Consider the following 15,886-nt stretch of genomic DNA (forward strand, 5'->3'; position numbering starts at 1 on the left):
GCGGACCGTGTCCGTGCTCAGCCGCCCTGGCGGAGCTTGGCCAGCATCTCGTTGTAGGCGCGCAGGTCGGCGTCGTCGTCCCGCTCGGCCTTCCGGTCCGTGCGGGCGGCCTCCCGGGAGTCGTCCCGGGACCACTGCACGACCAGCACGATCACCACCAGCAGCATCGGCAGCTCACCGGTGGCCCAGGCGATCCCGCCACCGACCTTCTGGTCGTCGAGCAGGTCCACCCAGGGCAGGCCGACCTGGCGGTAGAAGTTCTCCCCGAGCACGGTCGACGAGCTCATCACCGCGATCCCGAAGAACGCGTGGAACGGCATCGTCGCCATCAGCACCGCGAGCCGGCCCAGGTGCGGCAGCTTGTGCGGGGCCGTGTCCACCCCGATCAGCGGCCAGAAGAACAGGTACCCGACCAGCACGAAGTGCAGGTTCATCAGCTGGTGCGACCAGTGGAACCGCAGGGCACCGTCGAACAGCGGGGTGAAGTACAGGACGTAGAACGAGCCGACGAACAGCACCGCGGCCACGGCGGGGTGGGTCAGCGCCTTCGCCACCGGCGAGTGCACCGCGGCCAGCAGCCACTCCCGCGGGCCGGGCGGGTTGCCGCGACCGGCGGGGCGCAGCACCCGCAGCGCCAGCGTCACGACGCCGCCCAGCGCGAACAGGATCGGCGTGAGCATGTTCAGTGTCATGTGACTGATCATGTGAACGCTGAACATCGAGGGGGAGTAGAAGCCCAGGCCGGACGACGTCGCCAGCAGCAGCGCCGCGCAGGCCAGGAGCCAGGCGATCGTCCGCCCGACCGGCCAGGACACGCCGCGGGCGGCGAGCCGCCGCACGCCGAGCAGGTACAGCCCGGCGAGCACCAGCGCGCCGGTGCCGAACAGCAGGTTCCATCGCCACTCGGTGAGCATCGTGATGGCGGAGAACGGGCGTTCCACGTCCCAGCCGATCAGGGTCTCCTGCGCGGAGTCGTCGGCGGCCAGGAACCGTGGCGGGACCAGCCGGAACGACGCGACGCCGAGCGCCCCGACCACGCCGCCGATCAGCGTCAGGACGGCGGCGAGCCACCCGCCGCGGGCGCCGTCGGGGTCGTCGCGCAGGGTCCGCGCGAGCAGGGCGGTCCCCGCGGTGAGCACGGCCAGCAGCACGGCCGCGGTCGTCGCCGTGCGCACGTAGGGCGATCCGGCGGCCGGCCCGGCCGTCACCACCAGCTGGAACAGCAGGTCCCCGAACAGGTACAGCGCCCCGGCGCCGAGCAGCAGCCGCAGCCCGCGCCGCCCGACCGTCCCGGCCACCGGCCCGCCGTGCGCCCGGTGGGCGGCGAGCGCGGCCGCGGTCCCGAGCCACACCACCCCGGCGACGGCGCGGAGCGCGTTCGCATCACCGCCCCAGTCGTGCCCGGCGCCGGTCGCGGCCGGATGCACCGCGGCCGGGAGCGCCGCGGCGGCCGCCGCGAGCAGGCCCAGCGCGGCCGCGGCCCGCCAGCTGAGGAAGAACGCCGCACCGGCCGCGACCAGCAGGAGCAGCACCCCGGCCAGCACCCAGCCGAGCGGCTCCTCCAGCGTCGCGGCGGCGCCCAGCCAGCCGAACGGTCCGGCCGAGACCAGGTCACCGGGATCGGTACCGGTCATGTCCGCGACCGACAACCAGCCGGCGAGGATCCCGGCCACACCGGCGACGGTCGCGGCGAGCGTCCCGCGACGCAACGCCCGGTAACCGTGCACCCCGACGGTGCCGGAGGTCTGGGGCGCGGCCACGAACCCGGCGAACAGCAGCGACCCCGCGGCCAGCGCGGTGCCGGCCACCGCGACCGTCTTCACCGCGACCGCCGTCGCGATCAGGCCGGCGGACGGCGCCGGCAGCCCGCTCTGCTGCCAGAACCCGGTGTCGCCCGCCGTCGCCGCGACCGCGACGCCGGCCCAGGCGAGCACCGCGAGCAGGGTCAGCGCGGTCGTCAGCGGGCGCCGGTCGCGGCCCCGCCCTCCGGCCGGCGCGCCGCCGTCCGGACCGGCCGGGGACCTACCGGCCGCGGCAGCCGGTACGGCCGGCTCCGTGCTCGCGCTCACCGAGGTTCCTCCGCAGGTAGTGCCGGGCGGGCCGCCGGTGGACGGCGGTCCCGTGCTCTCCCCACGATGGTCCCCGATCCGGGCCGGTGCGCGCCGCCCCGGGTAGCGGGCGCCACGTCCGGGACGGCCGGTCAGCTGCCGGTGAGGTTCTCCCACCAGCGGCTGACCGTGTTCCAGAAGCCCTGCGCGTCCTGCCCGATCTGGCCCGGGTCGGGCAGGTTGGACGGCAGCGAGGGCAGCTCGGTCGGCAGGTTCGACGGGAGCTCGGTCGGGATGTCCGAGGGCAGCCCGGGGATCCCGGTCGGGATCTGGAAGCCGCCGCTCTCGCTGGTCGGGGCCTCGGAGCTGGTCGTCTGCTCCGACGTCGGCGACTCGGACGACTCCGACGTCGCCGGGGCCGACGACGAGGACTCGGTGCCCGGCGGCGCCTGGGTCGACGAGTCGTCGTTGCCGAGCAGCAGGTAACCGATCAGCAGTACCAGCAGCGCGACGACGAACGCCCCGACCGCGATCCACTTGCCGGTGCCCGACGAGCCCTGGCCGCCGCGCTCGGGCTCCGGTTCCGGTTCCGCGGCGACCGGGGCCGGTGCGGGCGCCTGTCGGCCCAGCATCTCGGCGACCCGGCGGGCGTCCGGCCGGCGGGAGGGGTCGGTCGCCGTCGCCTCGGAGATCGTCGAGCGCAGCGGTTCGGGGACGTCGGCCGGGACCACCGGCGCGCGGTGCACCCGCTCCGCGGCGCCCTGCAGTCCCTCGCCCTGGTACTCCTGACGCCCGGTCCAGGCCTCCAGCAGCACCAGGCCCAGCGCGTAGACGTCGGTGGGCGGGCCCGATCCGGTCCCGCGGACCTGCTCGGGAGACAGGTAGGCGGGGGTGCCGATGATCTCGCCGGCGGCGGTGTGCCCGTCCGCCCCGAGCAGCGAGGCGATGCCGAAGTCGGCGAGCCGGGCACGGCCCTCGGCGTCGATCAGGATGTTCGACGGCTTCACGTCCCGGTGCGTGACGCCCTGGCCGTGCACGTAGGACAGGGTCTGGGCGATCTCGTTCCCGATCCGCCGGATGTCGTCGGGCGGCAGGTCCTCGACCGCGATGACGTCCTTCAGGGACGGGCCGTCGACCAGCTCCATCACCAGGTACGCGCGGTCCGGCTCGACGGCGAAGTCGTGCACCGCCACCAGCCCGGGGTGGCGCAGGTTCGCCATGACCTGCGCCTCCTGCTCGAAGCGCTGGTCGGCGGTCGGGTCGTTGCCCGGGCCGAAGATCTTCACCGCGACCGGGCGGTTCAGCCGGGTGTCGGTGGCGCGGTGCACGTCCGCCATCCCGCCCTGGCCGAGGAGGCCCTCGAGCCGGTACCGGCCGCCGAGCAGCTCGGGCTCGGTGACCGGTGCCGGCATCATCCGGGTCGCGTCCGGGCGCGGCGCGCGGGCGCCGTACGCGGCGGGCGGCGGAGGTCCGACCCGCCGGGTCGGGCCGTTCCCGGGGCCCATCCGCCGGGTCCCGTCCGGCGGCGGGGGCCCGACGCGCCGGGTGGCGTCCGGGTTCTGCGGCGGCGGGCCGGGCGGTTGCGGACCGGGCTGTTGCGGTGGCGGCATCCGGCGGGTGCCGTCCGGCGGTCCGCCACCGCGCCGGTGGTTGCCGGTCTGCCACCCGCCAGGCGTCCCCCGGCGGGTGCGGTCCGGATCGTCACCGCGCTGCACTGGCCCTCCCGGTGTCCGGCGTCGCAGGCCGGGCCGCCCGGCCGGCGGCCCGGAATCGACGTGACGGTACCGGCCCGCACCCGGCGGGGAACCGGTCGGCGCGCGGACCCGGCACCCCGATCCGGGTGATCACCGGTCATGGAGTGCGACGTTCGCGAGACGGACGCTGCGCTCCACCACCGGTGATCAGGCGGTGGCGATCGGCTCCGGAGGTGGACCCGCACCGGCTTCCGGTGATCAGCGCAGGGCGGGTGTGCGCAGGTCGGCGGCCGGGAACGGCGGCCGGTCGTCGAGCCGCACCGAGAGCCTGCCGGCGGCCCGCCAGGCGCGCGCGGTCAGGTCCCGGTCGGCGTCGGTGACCAGGTTGCCCATCACCCGCAGCGCGACCGTCATCAGTGCCCGGGACCGCATGCCGACCGGCCCGGCCAGTGGCAGCAGCCGCGGGACCGTGATCAGCCCGGCCAGCCGGCGGGCGATCGAGAACGCCAGGCCGTAGTGCCCGCGCAGGGTGGCCGGCCACGCCGTCGCCAGGTCGGACTCGGACGACAGCAGCTCGGCGACCAACCGTCCGGTCTCCAGGCCGTAGTCGATGCCCTCGCCGTTGAGCGGGTTCACGCAGCCCGCGGCGTCGCCGATCAGCGCCCAGTTCGGGCCGGCGACGCCGGACACCGCCCCGCCCATCGGCAGCAGCGCCGAGCGGACCAGCTCGACCTTCCCGTCGAGGGCCCAGTCCCGCCGGCGGGCGTTCGCGTAGTGCTCGATCAGCCCGCGCAGCTTGAGGTTCGCCGGCCGCTTGTCGGTGGCCAGCGTCCCGACGCCGATGTTGACCCGCCCGTCGTTGAGCGGGAACAGCCAGCCGTACCCGGCCAGCACCTCGTCGGACTCGCCGCGCAGCTCCAGGTGCGAGCTGATCCACGGGTCGGCGCTGCGCCCGGAGGTGATGTAACCGCGGGCCGCGACGCCGTAGGCGGTCTCCTGGTGCCACTCCCGGCCCAGCACCCGGCCGAGCGTGGAGCGCGCCCCGTCGGCGACGACGAGTCGCCGGCACCGCACGGACCGTCCGTCGGCGAAGGTCACCGCGTCGACCCGGCCGCCGGACCACGTCACGTCGACGGCCTTGGCCCCGACCAGCCCGACCGCACCGGAGTCCAGCGCGACCTCGCGGATCCGGGCGTCCAGCTCGGTCCGCGGGATCGCCGAGCCGTGCGCGGGCAGTGACCCGCCCGGCCACGGCAGCTCCAGCACCTGCCCGAATCCGTGCGCGCGCAGGCCACGGTTGGTCCCGTGCCCGTCCACCCACTCGCCGAGCCCGAGCCGGTTCAGCTCGGCGATCGCCCGCGGAGTCAGCCCGTCCCCGCACGCCTTGTCCCGGGGGAACTCGGCGGAGTCGGCCAGCACCACGTCCAGGCCGTGCCGGGCCGCCCACGCCGCGGCTGCCGCCCCGGCCGGTCCCGCGCCGACGACCAGCACGTCGGTGCGCTCCGGCGCGGAACCGGCGGCGTCCGCGTCAGGGGTGGCCGGCGATGAGGCGGAGGTGGTCATGCCGCCAGTGTCGCAACCGGGTGCCGTACCCCGCCGCCCCGCGTGCCACCGGTCACGGCCGGTGCCGGCGGGCACGTCCGCCGCGCCGGGGCGTCCCGGTCGTTACGGTGTCGCCATGGCCGCACCGCACCGGGATGACGTCGCGCGGGTCGACGCCGTCCGGTTCTGGTGCGACGCAGGCCCCGTGATCCGCCGTGCGCAGGACGACGTGCTCGCGGGGCTCGACCGATGAACCCGGTCCGCCCCGAGCTGCCGGCCGAACGTGCCGCGACGGTGCAGCGGCACCTCGCCCGGGTCGGTCGCCGGCTGCCGGACGATCCCGCACGGTGTCGTCGATCCGGACCTGGCCGAGCGGCTCGCCCGCGCGGCGGCCTTCCGCAACCTGCTCGTGCACGCCTACGGCGACCTCGACCTGCGTCGGGTGCACGCGATCGCGTCCGAGGGGCCGGCCGACCTGCGCGCGTTCCTCGCCGCGCTGCGGGACGCCTGAACCCGTCCGCGCCTGCTCAGCGCACGAGGTGCCAGAGGATCACGTCGTGCGCGTGCTTCGCCTTGTCGTCGCCGCGGAAGCTCACCTCGTAGGTCTGCGTCCCGACGGTGACGGCGATCTGGCTGGAGCTCGCGAACCGTCCCAGCATGTTGCGGTCCGAGACGAACGAGACCGCGCCGACGCGGGAGTACGGGATCGACGTGAGCGCCGTCCTCTTCCCGACGAACGAGTTGTCCTGCAGCACCACCCGCAGGTTCGTCAGGCCGAGGAACCCGGTGCCGGCGCCGATGGCGTCGTAGACGGCGATGATCTGCTCGCCCTGCAGCAGCCCGGACGCGATCTTGTCCAGCTGGTCGCGCTTGTCGAAGACCGGTTCGCTCATGACGAACATCCTCTACGAGGACGGCCCGGCTCGCGCCCGCCGGGATCCGAGCACCGAGTACCGGGCACGGTGCAACGGTCGGCGATCGATAGCGTGACCGGGTGCGCACCGCCGTCGAGACCGCGCCCCGGTCGGCACCCCGCGACCGGTGGCGGCCCGCGGTGCCGGACGTGCTCGTCGTCGCGGCGGCGGTGGTGTTCGCGGTCGCGATGTGGCGCTGGGGCCGCTGGCTGATCGACGAGCGGGGCTACGACCTGTTCGTCTTCTTCCCCCCGCTGCTGGCCGGCTTCGAGCCGCACACCGGTCCGGGCACCGTCCCGGCGATCGTGGTCGCGGCGCTGGTCGTGGTATTCGGCCCGCCGCTGGCGACCCGGTTGCGCCGCCGGGTGCTGTTCCCGCTGACCTGGGCGGCGTCCTTCGCGTGGATCACCTCGCTGGCCCTGGTCGACGGCTGGCAGCGCGGCATCGCGGACCGGCTGGCCACCGACCAGGAGTACCTCCACGACGTCGGCAGGGTGGACGGCATCGGGCAGATGCTGTCGATCTTCTCCGAGCACATCCTGACCGCCGGCCAGCAACCCGGACAGCAGTGGTGGTGGGCGACCCACGTGGCCGCGCACCCGCCCGGCGCGTTCGCGGTCTTCATCGGGCTGGACCGGATCGGGCTGTCCGGGGGCGGCTGGGCCGGGATGGTGGTGATCGCCGTCGGTGCCTCGGCGGCGGTCGCCACCGCGGTCACGCTGTGGGCGCTCGGCGCCGAGCGCTGGGCGCGGGCGGCGCTCCCGTTCGCGGTGCTGTTCCCCGGCGCGGTCTGGATGGGCGTCGCCGCGGACGGGCTGTTCGCGGCCGTCCTGGCCTGGGGTGTCGCGCTGCTCGCGCTCGCCGCTACCGCGACGACGAGCGCGCGTGCCTGGCTGCTCGGCGTCGCGGCCGGGCTGGTGCTGGTGCTCTCGCTGTACCTGAACTACGGCCTGGTGCTGGCCGGGCTGCTGCCGCTGGTGGTGCTCGTGCTGACCCGCCGAACCGCGGTCGTCGTACCCGCGCTGCTCGGCGGCGGCGGCGGCGTCGTCGCGGCGTTCACCCTGGCCGGGTTCTGGTGGTACGAGGGCTACGAGAAGCTCCGCCTGATCTACGCGGCCTCCATCGCCTCGGAGCGGCCGTACTGGTACTTCGTGTTCGCCAACCTCGCCGCCGTGGGCTACGTCCTCGGCCCGGCGGTGCTGGCCGGCCTGCGGCGGCTCGGGACCCGGCCACGGTCGGCGGCCGCACCACTGGCGTTGCTGGTCGCCGCCGGGGTCGCGGCGATGCTGGTGGCGAACCTGTCCGGGATGAGCAAGGGCGAGGTCGAGCGGATCTGGCTGCCGTTCGCGATCTGGGTGGTGCAGGCGACGGCGCTGCTGCCCCGGTCACAGGTGCGGGTCTGGCTGGCGGCGCAGGCGGTGCTGGCGCTGGGCGTCAACCATCTCCTCTCGATGCCCTGGTGACCCGGTCCGGGCCCCGCCGGTGCCGGCCCGCGGGGTCCCGCGGGCGGGAGCGCCGCGCGGCGATCGTCCGGACCAGCCACACCAGTGCGGACACCCCGAACAGGGCGACGGTCAGCCACACCCAGCGCTCCCGGTAGGGCTCCTGGTCGAGTCCGGACGCGGCCAGCGTCGTCGCCCCGCCCTGCCGGATGATCCCGGGCAGGAACATCAGCAGCGCGAGCCCGGAGCCGAGCACCGGGATGCGCAGGTGGTTCACCAGCGGCACCCGGGTCGTGGGCAGCGCCCGCAGCGCCAGCGTGAGCAGCCGGTCGCCACCGGCGTAGAGCGGGAAGAGCACCAGGTCGTGCAGCAGCAACGCGCCGAGGAACCACACCGCCATCCAGGGCAGCGACGGGTCGGTGCCGACGATCGTGGTCACCGCGTACCAGGCCAGGGCGAAGCAGCCGGCGACCAGGGCCAGCCGCACCAGCCACCCGGCGACCTGGGTCCCGCTAACCACGGGAGAACCCGATCGTCGCCACCCACTTGGTGTTGTGCACCCCGGGCAGCGCCGGGACGATCACACGGGCCGGGAACCCGTGGTCGCGGGACAGCTCGGCGCCGTTCACCCGCAGCGCGAGCAGCGCGTCGTCCGCCAGTACCTGCCCGGCGTGCAGCGTGGCCTGTGCGAACGGACCCACCTCGAACGACCGCACGGTGGCGGACCCGACGGCGGCGGGGTCCAGCCCCGCGGCCCGCGCGAGGTCGCGCAGCCGCACCCCGGTCCAGGTCTGGGACGTCGACCAGCCCTCCACGCAGGCGATCGGCAGCGTCGCGGTGTGTTGCGGCAGCGCGGCCAGCGCGGCTCGCTCCAGCCGGACGGGTGTGCCGCCGCCGGTCAGCTCCAGCGACCAGCCGTCCCCGACGACGTCCGGCGCGATCCCGGACGCCGCGAACGTCCGGTTGACCGGAAAGTCGTTCGGCCCGCCCCGCTCCGCCGGGGCCGGGTCGGTGGTGCGGCCGCGCGGCAGCAGCAGCGCGGTCGGCCGCAGCCGGTCCGAGAACTGCCCGACGACGAGCGCACCGACGAACAGCATCCCGCCGCCGGCCAGCGCGAGCGCGCCGCGCCGCGACATCGTCGGCGGGTCCGGGTCTGGCGCGACCAGGCCGCCGTCGTCGGGCGGCTCGGACCGGGTGTCCGCGAGCGGGGTCCGCAGCTCGGCGCGCAACGACCGGGATCGCAGCGAGCGGACCATCGTCGGCAGCTTGAGCAGCACGTGCAGCACGAACGCGGCGATGAACACCCACGCACCGGTGTAGTGGGCGGTGTAGAAGGAGAAGCCGAAGACGTAGTCGTACTGGATGTTCAGCAGCCCGGTGACGATCTCGAACAGCACCGATCCGACCAGCAGGACCAGCGAGAGCCGCTCCAGCAGCCGTACCGGGTCCGGGGAGGGGCCGGTGAAGAGCTTCGGGATCACCGACCACAGCTTGGCCAGCACCAGCGGCACCAGCACCATCCCGAGGCCGACGTGCAGACCCTCGGTCAGCCGGAACAGCCAGGCCGGGTCGGTCGGCCACGGGAACAGCGGCAGGTGCAGCCCGCCGACGTCCTCGCGGGCCGGGATCGACTGCCCCTCGCCGTAGGCCACCCAGTCCAGTAACCCGGTGACGATCACGATCGGCATCCCGACCAGCAGCGGGAGCGCGAACATCGAGGTCAGCCACGGCCCCCGGATGGGGCTTCGCCAGCGCAGGGCCGTCGTGTGCACCGGGTTCCTGCGCGGCACGACCCGCCGGCTCATGGCCCGGTCAGCTCCAGGAACACCCGGCTGCCGGGGTGCACGTCGGTGACGCGCAGCCCGGCCCGGGCCGCCGCCCGGATGGCGGCCCGGGACCCGGACACCGCCCACGGCAGCGGCTCGCCGTGCTCGTCGATCCCGTCACCGGTGCACACGACGGCCGTGCCGCGCCAGTCGTAGCGTGGCCGCGGGTCCACCTCCACCAGCACCGTCCCGCCCGGGACGAGCAGCCGGGCGGCACGGTTGAGCAGCGCGGCGGGGTCGCCGCCGATGCCGAGGTTGCCGTCCGCGAGCAGCACGTGCGTCCAGCCGGACTCGCCGGGCAGCGGGCCGAACAGGTCGGCGCGCACCATCGACACCCCGCGGCGCCGGCAGTGCCGGGCGGAGACGGCCGACCCGTCGACGCCCAGCGCCGGCACACCGCGCTCGGCCAGCGCGACGAGCAGCCGGCCGGGGCCGCAGCCCAGGTCCAGGGTCGGGCCGGTGCAGTGCCGCAGCAGCCAGTCGTCGCAGCCGGCGGCGGGCTCGGTCCAGCGCCCGACGTCGAGCGGGACCTCGGTGCCGTCGCTGCACCGCAGCCGGGACGGTATCCCGGCCAGCGGGCGGTCGAAGCCGAGCAGGGCGGTCACGGGCCCACCACCGGACAGCGGATCCCGAGCACGTCCGGCATCCCGGCGACGACGGCGGGGAAACGCCCGCCGTCCATCCGTACGGCCACCTCGACGGCGTCCTCCGCGGTGTCCACATCGGTCAGGGTCTCGACCAGTGCGACGGTCAGCCCGGCGTCGCGCAACGCGGCCACGGTCCGCTCGCCGGTGTCGTCGGCGGACATCCGGACTCCGGTGAGGAGGGTCGCGGCCGCCGGGTCGTTCAGTCCGAGCACCCACCAGCCGCCGTCGGTGGCGGGGCCGAGCACGGCGTCCACCCCGGGGGCGGCCAGCCGGGCGGCGCAGCGGGCGAGCAGCCCGGCGGAGACCTGCGGGGTGTCCATGCCGACCTGCAGGGTCGGGCGGCCCGGGTGCAGCGCGGCGGCATCCGCGTGCGCCGCGCCGATCCGCTCGGCCAGCCCGTCCCCGCGCTGCTCGACGACGCCGACCCGGTCCAACCGGTCGGTCAGCTCGTCCGCGCCGACGGCGTCCACACGCGACCCGGTGATCGCGACGACCGTGTCGCCCGGCACCCCGGCCGCGGCGTCCAGGGTGTCCAGCAGCGCCGCCGCGGCCAGCGTCGCGGCCTGCTCGGCGGTCGCGGGCGGGCAGAGCCGGGTCTTGACCCGGCCCGGTACCGGGGCCTTGGCCAGCACGACCGTGGTCACCGGGGCCGTCATCGCAGCAGCCGGATCATGTCGCGGGCGGCCCGGACGGTGCCCTTCACCGACCCGGAGACCTTGCTCCGGCCACCGGCCCGGCGGGAGTAGATGACCGGGATCTCGTGGATCCGCCACCCGGCCCGCCCGGCCCGCAGCAGGAGCTCCAGCGGGTAGCCGAACGCCCGGTCGGCGATCTCCAGGTCGAGCAGCGCCTGCCGGCGGGCGACCCGGATCGGGGCGATGTCGTGCACCCCGACGCCGCGGCCGCGCAGCATCCCGGAGACCACCGCGTTCGCCGCGCGGGCGTGCCAGGGCCAGACGCCCGCGGTCTCCGGCACCCGCCGGCCGACCGCGATGTCCGCCCGGCCGGACGCCACGACCTCGGCCATCCCGGGCAGCACGTCCGGGTCCAGCGACCCGTCGCCGTCGAGGAAGGCGACGAGCTCACCGGTCGCTGCCACCAGCCCGGCGTGTACGGCGGCGCCGTACCCGCGCCGGGGCTCGGACACCACCCGGGCGCCGTGGATGCGCGCGACGTCGGCGGTGTCGTCCGTCGACCCGTTGTCGACGACGATCACCGGCCAGCCCTCCGGCATCCGTTTCAGGACCAGGGGGAGCGCCTCCGCCTCATCGAGGCAGGGCAACACGATCTCCGGATGCACGTCGCGCTCTCGATCCTTCCGCTCGGCTTCCACCACTGGTCGGAAGGATGTTCGCCCCACCGGCCCGATCGGTTCGGGCCGGGCCTAGGGATTCACCCCGGCGGGTGACCGCAGCGGGTCCGTGGCGAACGCGGTGACGCCGTCGGCGAACCGGGTCGCGGCCCGGAACCCGAGGCGGGAGGCCGCGTACGCCGGGTCCGCGACGACGTGCCGGACGTCGCCGGGGCGCGCCCCGCCGACCACCTGCGGGGCCGGACCGTCCATCGCCCTGGCGAGCTCCGCGGCCAGGTCCCAGATCGTGTGCGGCTCCCCGGAGCAGACGTTCGCGGCACCGAACCCGGTCGGCTCCGGCTCCGCGACGAGCGCGGCCGCGTTCGCCGCGGCCACGTCGCTGACGTGCACGAAGTCCCGGCGCTGCTGCCCGTCCTCCATCACCCGTGGCGCCGTGCCGCCTTCCAGCGCCGATCGGAAGATCGACGCGACCCCGGCGTACGGGGTGTCGCGCGGCATCCGCGGGCCGTAGACGTTGTGGTAGCGCAGCGACCAGACGGTGCCGCCGGTCTGCCGGGCCCAGGCGCTCGCCAGGTGCTCCTGGGCCAGCTTGGTCGCGGCGTAGGTGCTGCGCGGGTCCACCGGGGCGGACTCCGGCACCAGCCCGGACACCAGATCCTTGCCGCAGTCCGGGCAGCGCGGCTCGTAGCGGCCGGCGTCGACGTCGACGAACGCCCGCGGCCCGGGCCGGACGACGCCGTGGTCCGGGCAGTCGTATCTGCCCTCGCCGTAGACGACCATCGAGCCGGCCAGCACCAGCCGGTGCACCTTCGCGGCGTGCATCTCGGACAGCAGCACCGCGGTGCCGAGGTCGTTGTGCGCGGCGAACTCCGGGGCGTCGGAGGGATCGACGCCGTGCCCGACCATCGCCGCCTGGTGACAGACGGCGTCCACCCCGGACAGCAGCGTCCGGAGCAGGCCGGCGTCCCGGACGTCGCCGTGCACCAGCTCGTGTCCTGGGTCGGGCAGGCTGTCGGGCGTGGCGTCCGGGCCGTGCGCCTGCGGGAGCAGGGCGTCGAGCAGCAGGACGTCGTGACCGTCGGCGGCGAACCGGTCGGCCACGTGGGACCCGATGAAGCCGGCGCCGCCGGTGACGAGAACGCGCATGACCCGCAGGCTATGGGTGACCGGGCTCCGGCGCGCTCCGGGCGTCGGTGGCCCACCGCTCGGCGGCGGCCAGCGCCAGCCCGAACAGGCCGGCCCGGGCCTCGCGCGCCGTCGTCCAGCCGCGGTGGTCCCACTCCGGCGCGGCGAGCGAGTCCGCGGCCAGGAACAGCTGGGCGTAGCGGACGCCGATCCGCCGGCCGACCGCGAGCAGTGCCGCCGCCTCCATGTCGACGACCGCGCACCCCTCGGCGCGCCGCCGCGCCACCCGGTCCGGCGTCTCCCGGTAGATCGCGTCGGTGGTCCAGCTGCGCGCCACGACGTTCGGGAGCCCGGCCCGGTCCAGGACACCCGTGAGCACCGCGACGCCGTCCGGGTCGGCGTCCACGGTCCGGGTGGGCGGCAGGTAGTGCAGCGAGGTGCCCTCGTCGCGCAGCGCGTCGCCGAGCACGACCGCGTGCCCGAGGGTCAGCTCGTGGATCAGCGCGCCGGCCCCGCCGACCCCGACGACCGTCCGCACGCCCATCGCGGCCAGGTTCTCCAGGAACATCGCCGCGAGCGGCGCCCCGACGCCGGGGTGCAGGACCGCGACCGGGTGCCCGTCCGGCCCGTGGGTCCGCCAGATCGGGGTCCGGCCGAGCTCGGTCCGCAGCACCGCGACCGCCCGCGCGTCCCCGGCACCGAGGGCGTCGACGACCTCCGGGAACCAGCAGAGCACCGCGGCGTCGGGCATGTCCGCCGGCCGCCGCACGACGGCCCCGGCCCGGATGACGCCGTCGCCGGCGAGGTCGTCCTCGAGCAGCGGCACGGCGGGGGGATCGGCGGTGTCCATCGGCGCCGATCCTGCCGCACACCCGAGTGGTCGCCGGCCGTGGAGCGCATCGACCGCGTGGCGAACGGTGCGCCCCCCGATCGATGATCACCCGGGAGGCGCCGGGGCCGGGACCGGCGGCAGTACCCTGGACCGGCGAGCGCCCCCTGCCGGAGGGGCCGACCGGGACGGTGGACCAGCATGGCCGGAGACTTCCGTGGCCCGCCGCCGCGTGGCGGGCCACCGCAGCGCCGCGGCCCGGGCCGCGGCAGCCCTGGCTGGGGCAACCAGCCCCCCGGGCGCCCGGGGCCACCGCCCGGGCAGGGCGGGCGCCCGATGCCACCGCCGCCCCCGCCGCAGCAGCCCCCACCGTCCCCGCCGCAGCAGCGCCCGGCGTCCCCGCCGCCGGGCCGTGGTGGCCCGCTGCGCAGGCCCCCGCCCGGTCGCGCGGGCGGCAACCCGCCGCCGCGCAACGCGGTCCCACCGGGCGGCTCGGTGATGCCGCGGCCGGCGTCGTCCGGCCGCGGGGGAGGGGGCGGTGCACCCGGCGGACCGGCGCACCCGGCGTCGCAGGCCCCGCGGGACGGCCGGGTCACCAAGGGCCCGACGCTGCCGGACTGGAGCCGGGTGCGCGGCTCGATGCGCGGCCGCTGGAAGGCCGTGCTGGTGGTGCTGCTGGTCGCGATCGTCGGGTTCGGTGTCTACCTGGACCAGAACATGACCCGGGTGGAGGCGCTGCCGGCCGACAGCGAGGTCACCTCGGACGGCACGAACTACCTGATCGTCGGCTCCGACAGCCGGGAGGGCATGTCCGCCGAGGACGAGGATCGCCTGGCCACCGGGGACGCCGCCGGCGGGCGCACCGACACGATCATGCTGCTGCACACCGGCAGCTCCGGCAGCGTGCTGATCTCGATCCCGCGCGACTCCACCGTCCCGATCCCGGGCAACGGCACCAACAAGATCAATGCCGCGTTCTCGCTGGGCGGGCCGCAGCTGCTCACCGAGACCGTCGAGAGCGCCACCGACCTGAAGATCGACCACTACGTCGAGGTCGGCTTCGGCGGGTTCGTCGGCGCCGTGGACGCGGTCGGCGGGGTGGACATGTGCGTGCCGCAGGCGATCGAGGACCCGAAGGCGGGCCTGAACATCCAGGAGGGCTGCCAGGAGCTCGACGGCGGCACCGCACTCGGCTACGTCCGCACCCGCGCCACCGCCGGGTCGGACTTCGACCGGGTGCAGCGCCAGCGCGAGTTCCTGTCCGCGCTGCTGGGCAAGGCCACCAGCCCGCTGACGCTGATCAACCCGTTCCGGATGGTCCCGCTGGCCTCCGCGGTCACCGACACGATCACCGTCGACGACTCCGACCACATCTGGAACCTGGCGTTCCTGGCCTGGGGGATGAAGGGCGTCTCGAGCGGCGACGGGGTCACGACCACGGTGCCGGTCGGTGGCGGTGGCAGCGGGTCGACGCTGCGCTGGGACAAGACCCGCTCGCAGGCGCTGTTCGGTGCGCTGAAGGAGGACGAGGCGCCACCGGAGTCGAGCTTCGGGCCCTGAACCGGCGAACGCATTACGATCTTGCTCGATGACGGGCACCCCCCGACGGCGGAGGATCTGATGGCCGAGCAGGCGTACGCCACGGTGGCGGTCACCGGCGCCACCGGGGCCCTGGGCAGCCGGGTCGCGCGCCGGCTCGCCGAGCAGGGCGTGCCCCAGCTCCTCGTCGCGCGCGACCCCGATCGCCTGCCCGAGCTGCCCGCCGCCCAGCGGCGCGGGCCCGCCGCCTACGACGACGCGCAGGCGATGCGCGCCGCGGTGGAGGGCGCCTCGACCCTCGTCCTGGTGTCGGGCCGGCCCACGGGGCGGCGACTCGAGGAACACGCCACCGCGGTCGAGGCGGCGACGGCGGTGGGCGTGGACCGGGTCGTGTACGTGTCCCTGCTCGGCGCGGCCCCCGACGCCACCTACCGCAATGCTCGCGACCACTGGCTGACCGAGCAGTTCCTCGCCGGAGCGGGGGTGCGGCACACCGTGGTGCGGGCGGGCATCTACGCGTCCACGCCGGCCGCCCTGGCCGACGACGCGCTGACGGTGCGCGGTCCCGGCGGGACCGGACGGGCCGCGTTCGTCACCCACGAGGACATCGCGGCGGTGCTGACGGCGGTCCTGCTCGACGAGGGACCGGCCTCCGAGCACGACGGGGCGGTCCTCGAGGTCACCGGGCCCGAGGCGCTGACCCTGGAAGAGGCGGTCGCGCAGATCGCGGAGTCGACCGGCCGGCCGTACCGCTACGTGCCCGAGACCCTCGAGGAGGCATTCGTCCGGCGGTGGCGGATGGGGCTTCCCGGGGAGCAGATCGAGGCTTGGATCTCCTGGTACCTGGCCATCGCCGGCGGCGGGCTGTCCGCGGTCACCGACGTCGTGCCGCGGTTGACCGGCGCGCCCGCGGCTCGGGTGGTGGAGGCGGACTGGTGGCCGGCGCCGGGCCGCGCGAGCTGACCACC

Annotated in this window: 15 protein-coding genes; 4 read left to right on the forward strand and 11 right to left on the reverse strand. The window is 75.7% G+C overall.

Annotated features, from left to right (window positions below):
• Nucleotides 1-17: 17 nt before the first annotated feature.
• The 3 genes from ACLFMI_RS04590 to ACLFMI_RS04600 form a co-directional block, all read right to left on the reverse strand.
• Entirely contained in the window at nt 18-2,069 is a 2,052-nt protein-coding gene (locus ACLFMI_RS04590; protein ID WP_410946462.1) for a cytochrome c oxidase assembly protein, read from the reverse strand.
• A 131-nt stretch (nt 2,070-2,200) separates the two neighbouring features.
• The gene (locus tag ACLFMI_RS04595) at nt 2,201-3,763 is read right to left on the reverse strand and encodes a serine/threonine-protein kinase (protein ID WP_410946463.1); all 1,563 of its coding nucleotides are present in this window, start codon (nt 3,761-3,763) and stop codon (nt 2,201-2,203) included.
• A 237-nt stretch (nt 3,764-4,000) separates the two neighbouring features.
• Nucleotides 4,001-5,305, reverse strand: a complete 1,305-nt coding sequence (locus ACLFMI_RS04600) for a geranylgeranyl reductase family protein (RefSeq protein ID WP_410946464.1) — start codon at nt 5,303-5,305, stop codon at nt 4,001-4,003.
• A 262-nt stretch (nt 5,306-5,567) separates the two neighbouring features.
• Here ACLFMI_RS04600 and ACLFMI_RS04605 point away from each other — a divergent pair, with 262 nt between their 5' ends.
• Nucleotides 5,568-5,795, forward strand: a complete 228-nt coding sequence (locus ACLFMI_RS04605) for a HepT-like ribonuclease domain-containing protein (protein ID WP_410946465.1) — start codon at nt 5,568-5,570, stop codon at nt 5,793-5,795.
• Nucleotides 5,796-5,811: 16 nt separating this feature from the next.
• Here ACLFMI_RS04605 and ACLFMI_RS04610 read toward each other — a convergent pair whose 3' ends face one another.
• Nucleotides 5,812-6,177, reverse strand: a complete 366-nt coding sequence (locus ACLFMI_RS04610; protein WP_410946466.1) for a PH domain-containing protein — start codon at nt 6,175-6,177, stop codon at nt 5,812-5,814.
• A gap of 101 nt (nt 6,178-6,278) precedes the next feature.
• On the opposite strand from ACLFMI_RS04610, the gene ACLFMI_RS04615 reads away from it, so the two are divergent.
• Entirely contained in the window at nt 6,279-7,661 is a 1,383-nt protein-coding gene (locus tag ACLFMI_RS04615) for a hypothetical protein (protein WP_410946467.1), read from the forward strand.
• On the opposite strand, the gene ACLFMI_RS04620 is transcribed toward ACLFMI_RS04615, so the two are convergent.
• The 7 genes from ACLFMI_RS04620 to ACLFMI_RS04650 form a co-directional block, all read right to left on the reverse strand.
• Nucleotides 7,633-8,160 (reverse strand): hypothetical protein, encoded by a 528-nt coding sequence (locus tag ACLFMI_RS04620; RefSeq protein WP_410946468.1) that lies wholly within the window; start codon nt 8,158-8,160, stop codon nt 7,633-7,635. The genes ACLFMI_RS04615 and ACLFMI_RS04620 overlap by 29 nt on opposite strands.
• Nucleotides 8,153-9,445: a molybdopterin-dependent oxidoreductase gene (locus tag ACLFMI_RS04625; protein ID WP_410946469.1), complete on the reverse strand. Its 1,293-nt coding sequence runs from the start codon at nt 9,443-9,445 to the stop codon at nt 8,153-8,155. The genes ACLFMI_RS04620 and ACLFMI_RS04625 overlap by 8 nt, the downstream gene beginning before the upstream one ends.
• A complete protein-coding gene (locus ACLFMI_RS04630; RefSeq protein WP_410946470.1) occupies nt 9,442-10,071 on the reverse strand; it encodes a class I SAM-dependent DNA methyltransferase in 630 nt (209 codons plus the stop codon). The genes ACLFMI_RS04625 and ACLFMI_RS04630 overlap by 4 nt, the downstream gene beginning before the upstream one ends.
• A complete protein-coding gene (locus ACLFMI_RS04635; protein ID WP_410946471.1) occupies nt 10,068-10,769 on the reverse strand; it encodes a TIGR04282 family arsenosugar biosynthesis glycosyltransferase in 702 nt (233 codons plus the stop codon). The genes ACLFMI_RS04630 and ACLFMI_RS04635 overlap by 4 nt, the downstream gene beginning before the upstream one ends.
• On the reverse strand, nt 10,766-11,413 hold the full coding sequence (locus ACLFMI_RS04640) for a glycosyltransferase family 2 protein (RefSeq protein ID WP_410946472.1): 648 nt from the start codon (nt 11,411-11,413) through the stop codon (nt 10,766-10,768). Before ACLFMI_RS04640 ends, ACLFMI_RS04635 begins: the two co-directional genes overlap by 4 nt.
• A gap of 84 nt (nt 11,414-11,497) precedes the next feature.
• On the reverse strand, nt 11,498-12,571 hold the full coding sequence (locus ACLFMI_RS04645; protein ID WP_410946473.1) for an NAD-dependent epimerase/dehydratase family protein: 1,074 nt from the start codon (nt 12,569-12,571) through the stop codon (nt 11,498-11,500).
• A 10-nt stretch (nt 12,572-12,581) separates the two neighbouring features.
• The gene (locus ACLFMI_RS04650; RefSeq protein WP_410946474.1) at nt 12,582-13,400 is read right to left on the reverse strand and encodes a nucleoside phosphorylase; all 819 of its coding nucleotides are present in this window, start codon (nt 13,398-13,400) and stop codon (nt 12,582-12,584) included.
• A 180-nt stretch (nt 13,401-13,580) separates the two neighbouring features.
• On the opposite strand from ACLFMI_RS04650, the gene ACLFMI_RS04655 reads away from it, so the two are divergent.
• Together ACLFMI_RS04655 and ACLFMI_RS04660 are read left to right on the forward strand one after the other, a co-directional pair.
• On the forward strand, nt 13,581-14,939 hold the full coding sequence (locus ACLFMI_RS04655; RefSeq protein WP_410946475.1) for an LCP family protein: 1,359 nt from the start codon (nt 13,581-13,583) through the stop codon (nt 14,937-14,939).
• 60 nt (nt 14,940-14,999) lie between these two features.
• Nucleotides 15,000-15,881, forward strand: a complete 882-nt coding sequence (locus ACLFMI_RS04660) for an NAD(P)H-binding protein (protein WP_410946476.1) — start codon at nt 15,000-15,002, stop codon at nt 15,879-15,881.
• Nucleotides 15,882-15,886 lie beyond the last annotated feature (5 nt).

The organism is Pseudonocardia nantongensis (assembly GCF_046546495.1).
GTDB classification, from domain to species: Bacteria; Actinomycetota; Actinomycetes; order Mycobacteriales; family Pseudonocardiaceae; genus Pseudonocardia; species Pseudonocardia nantongensis.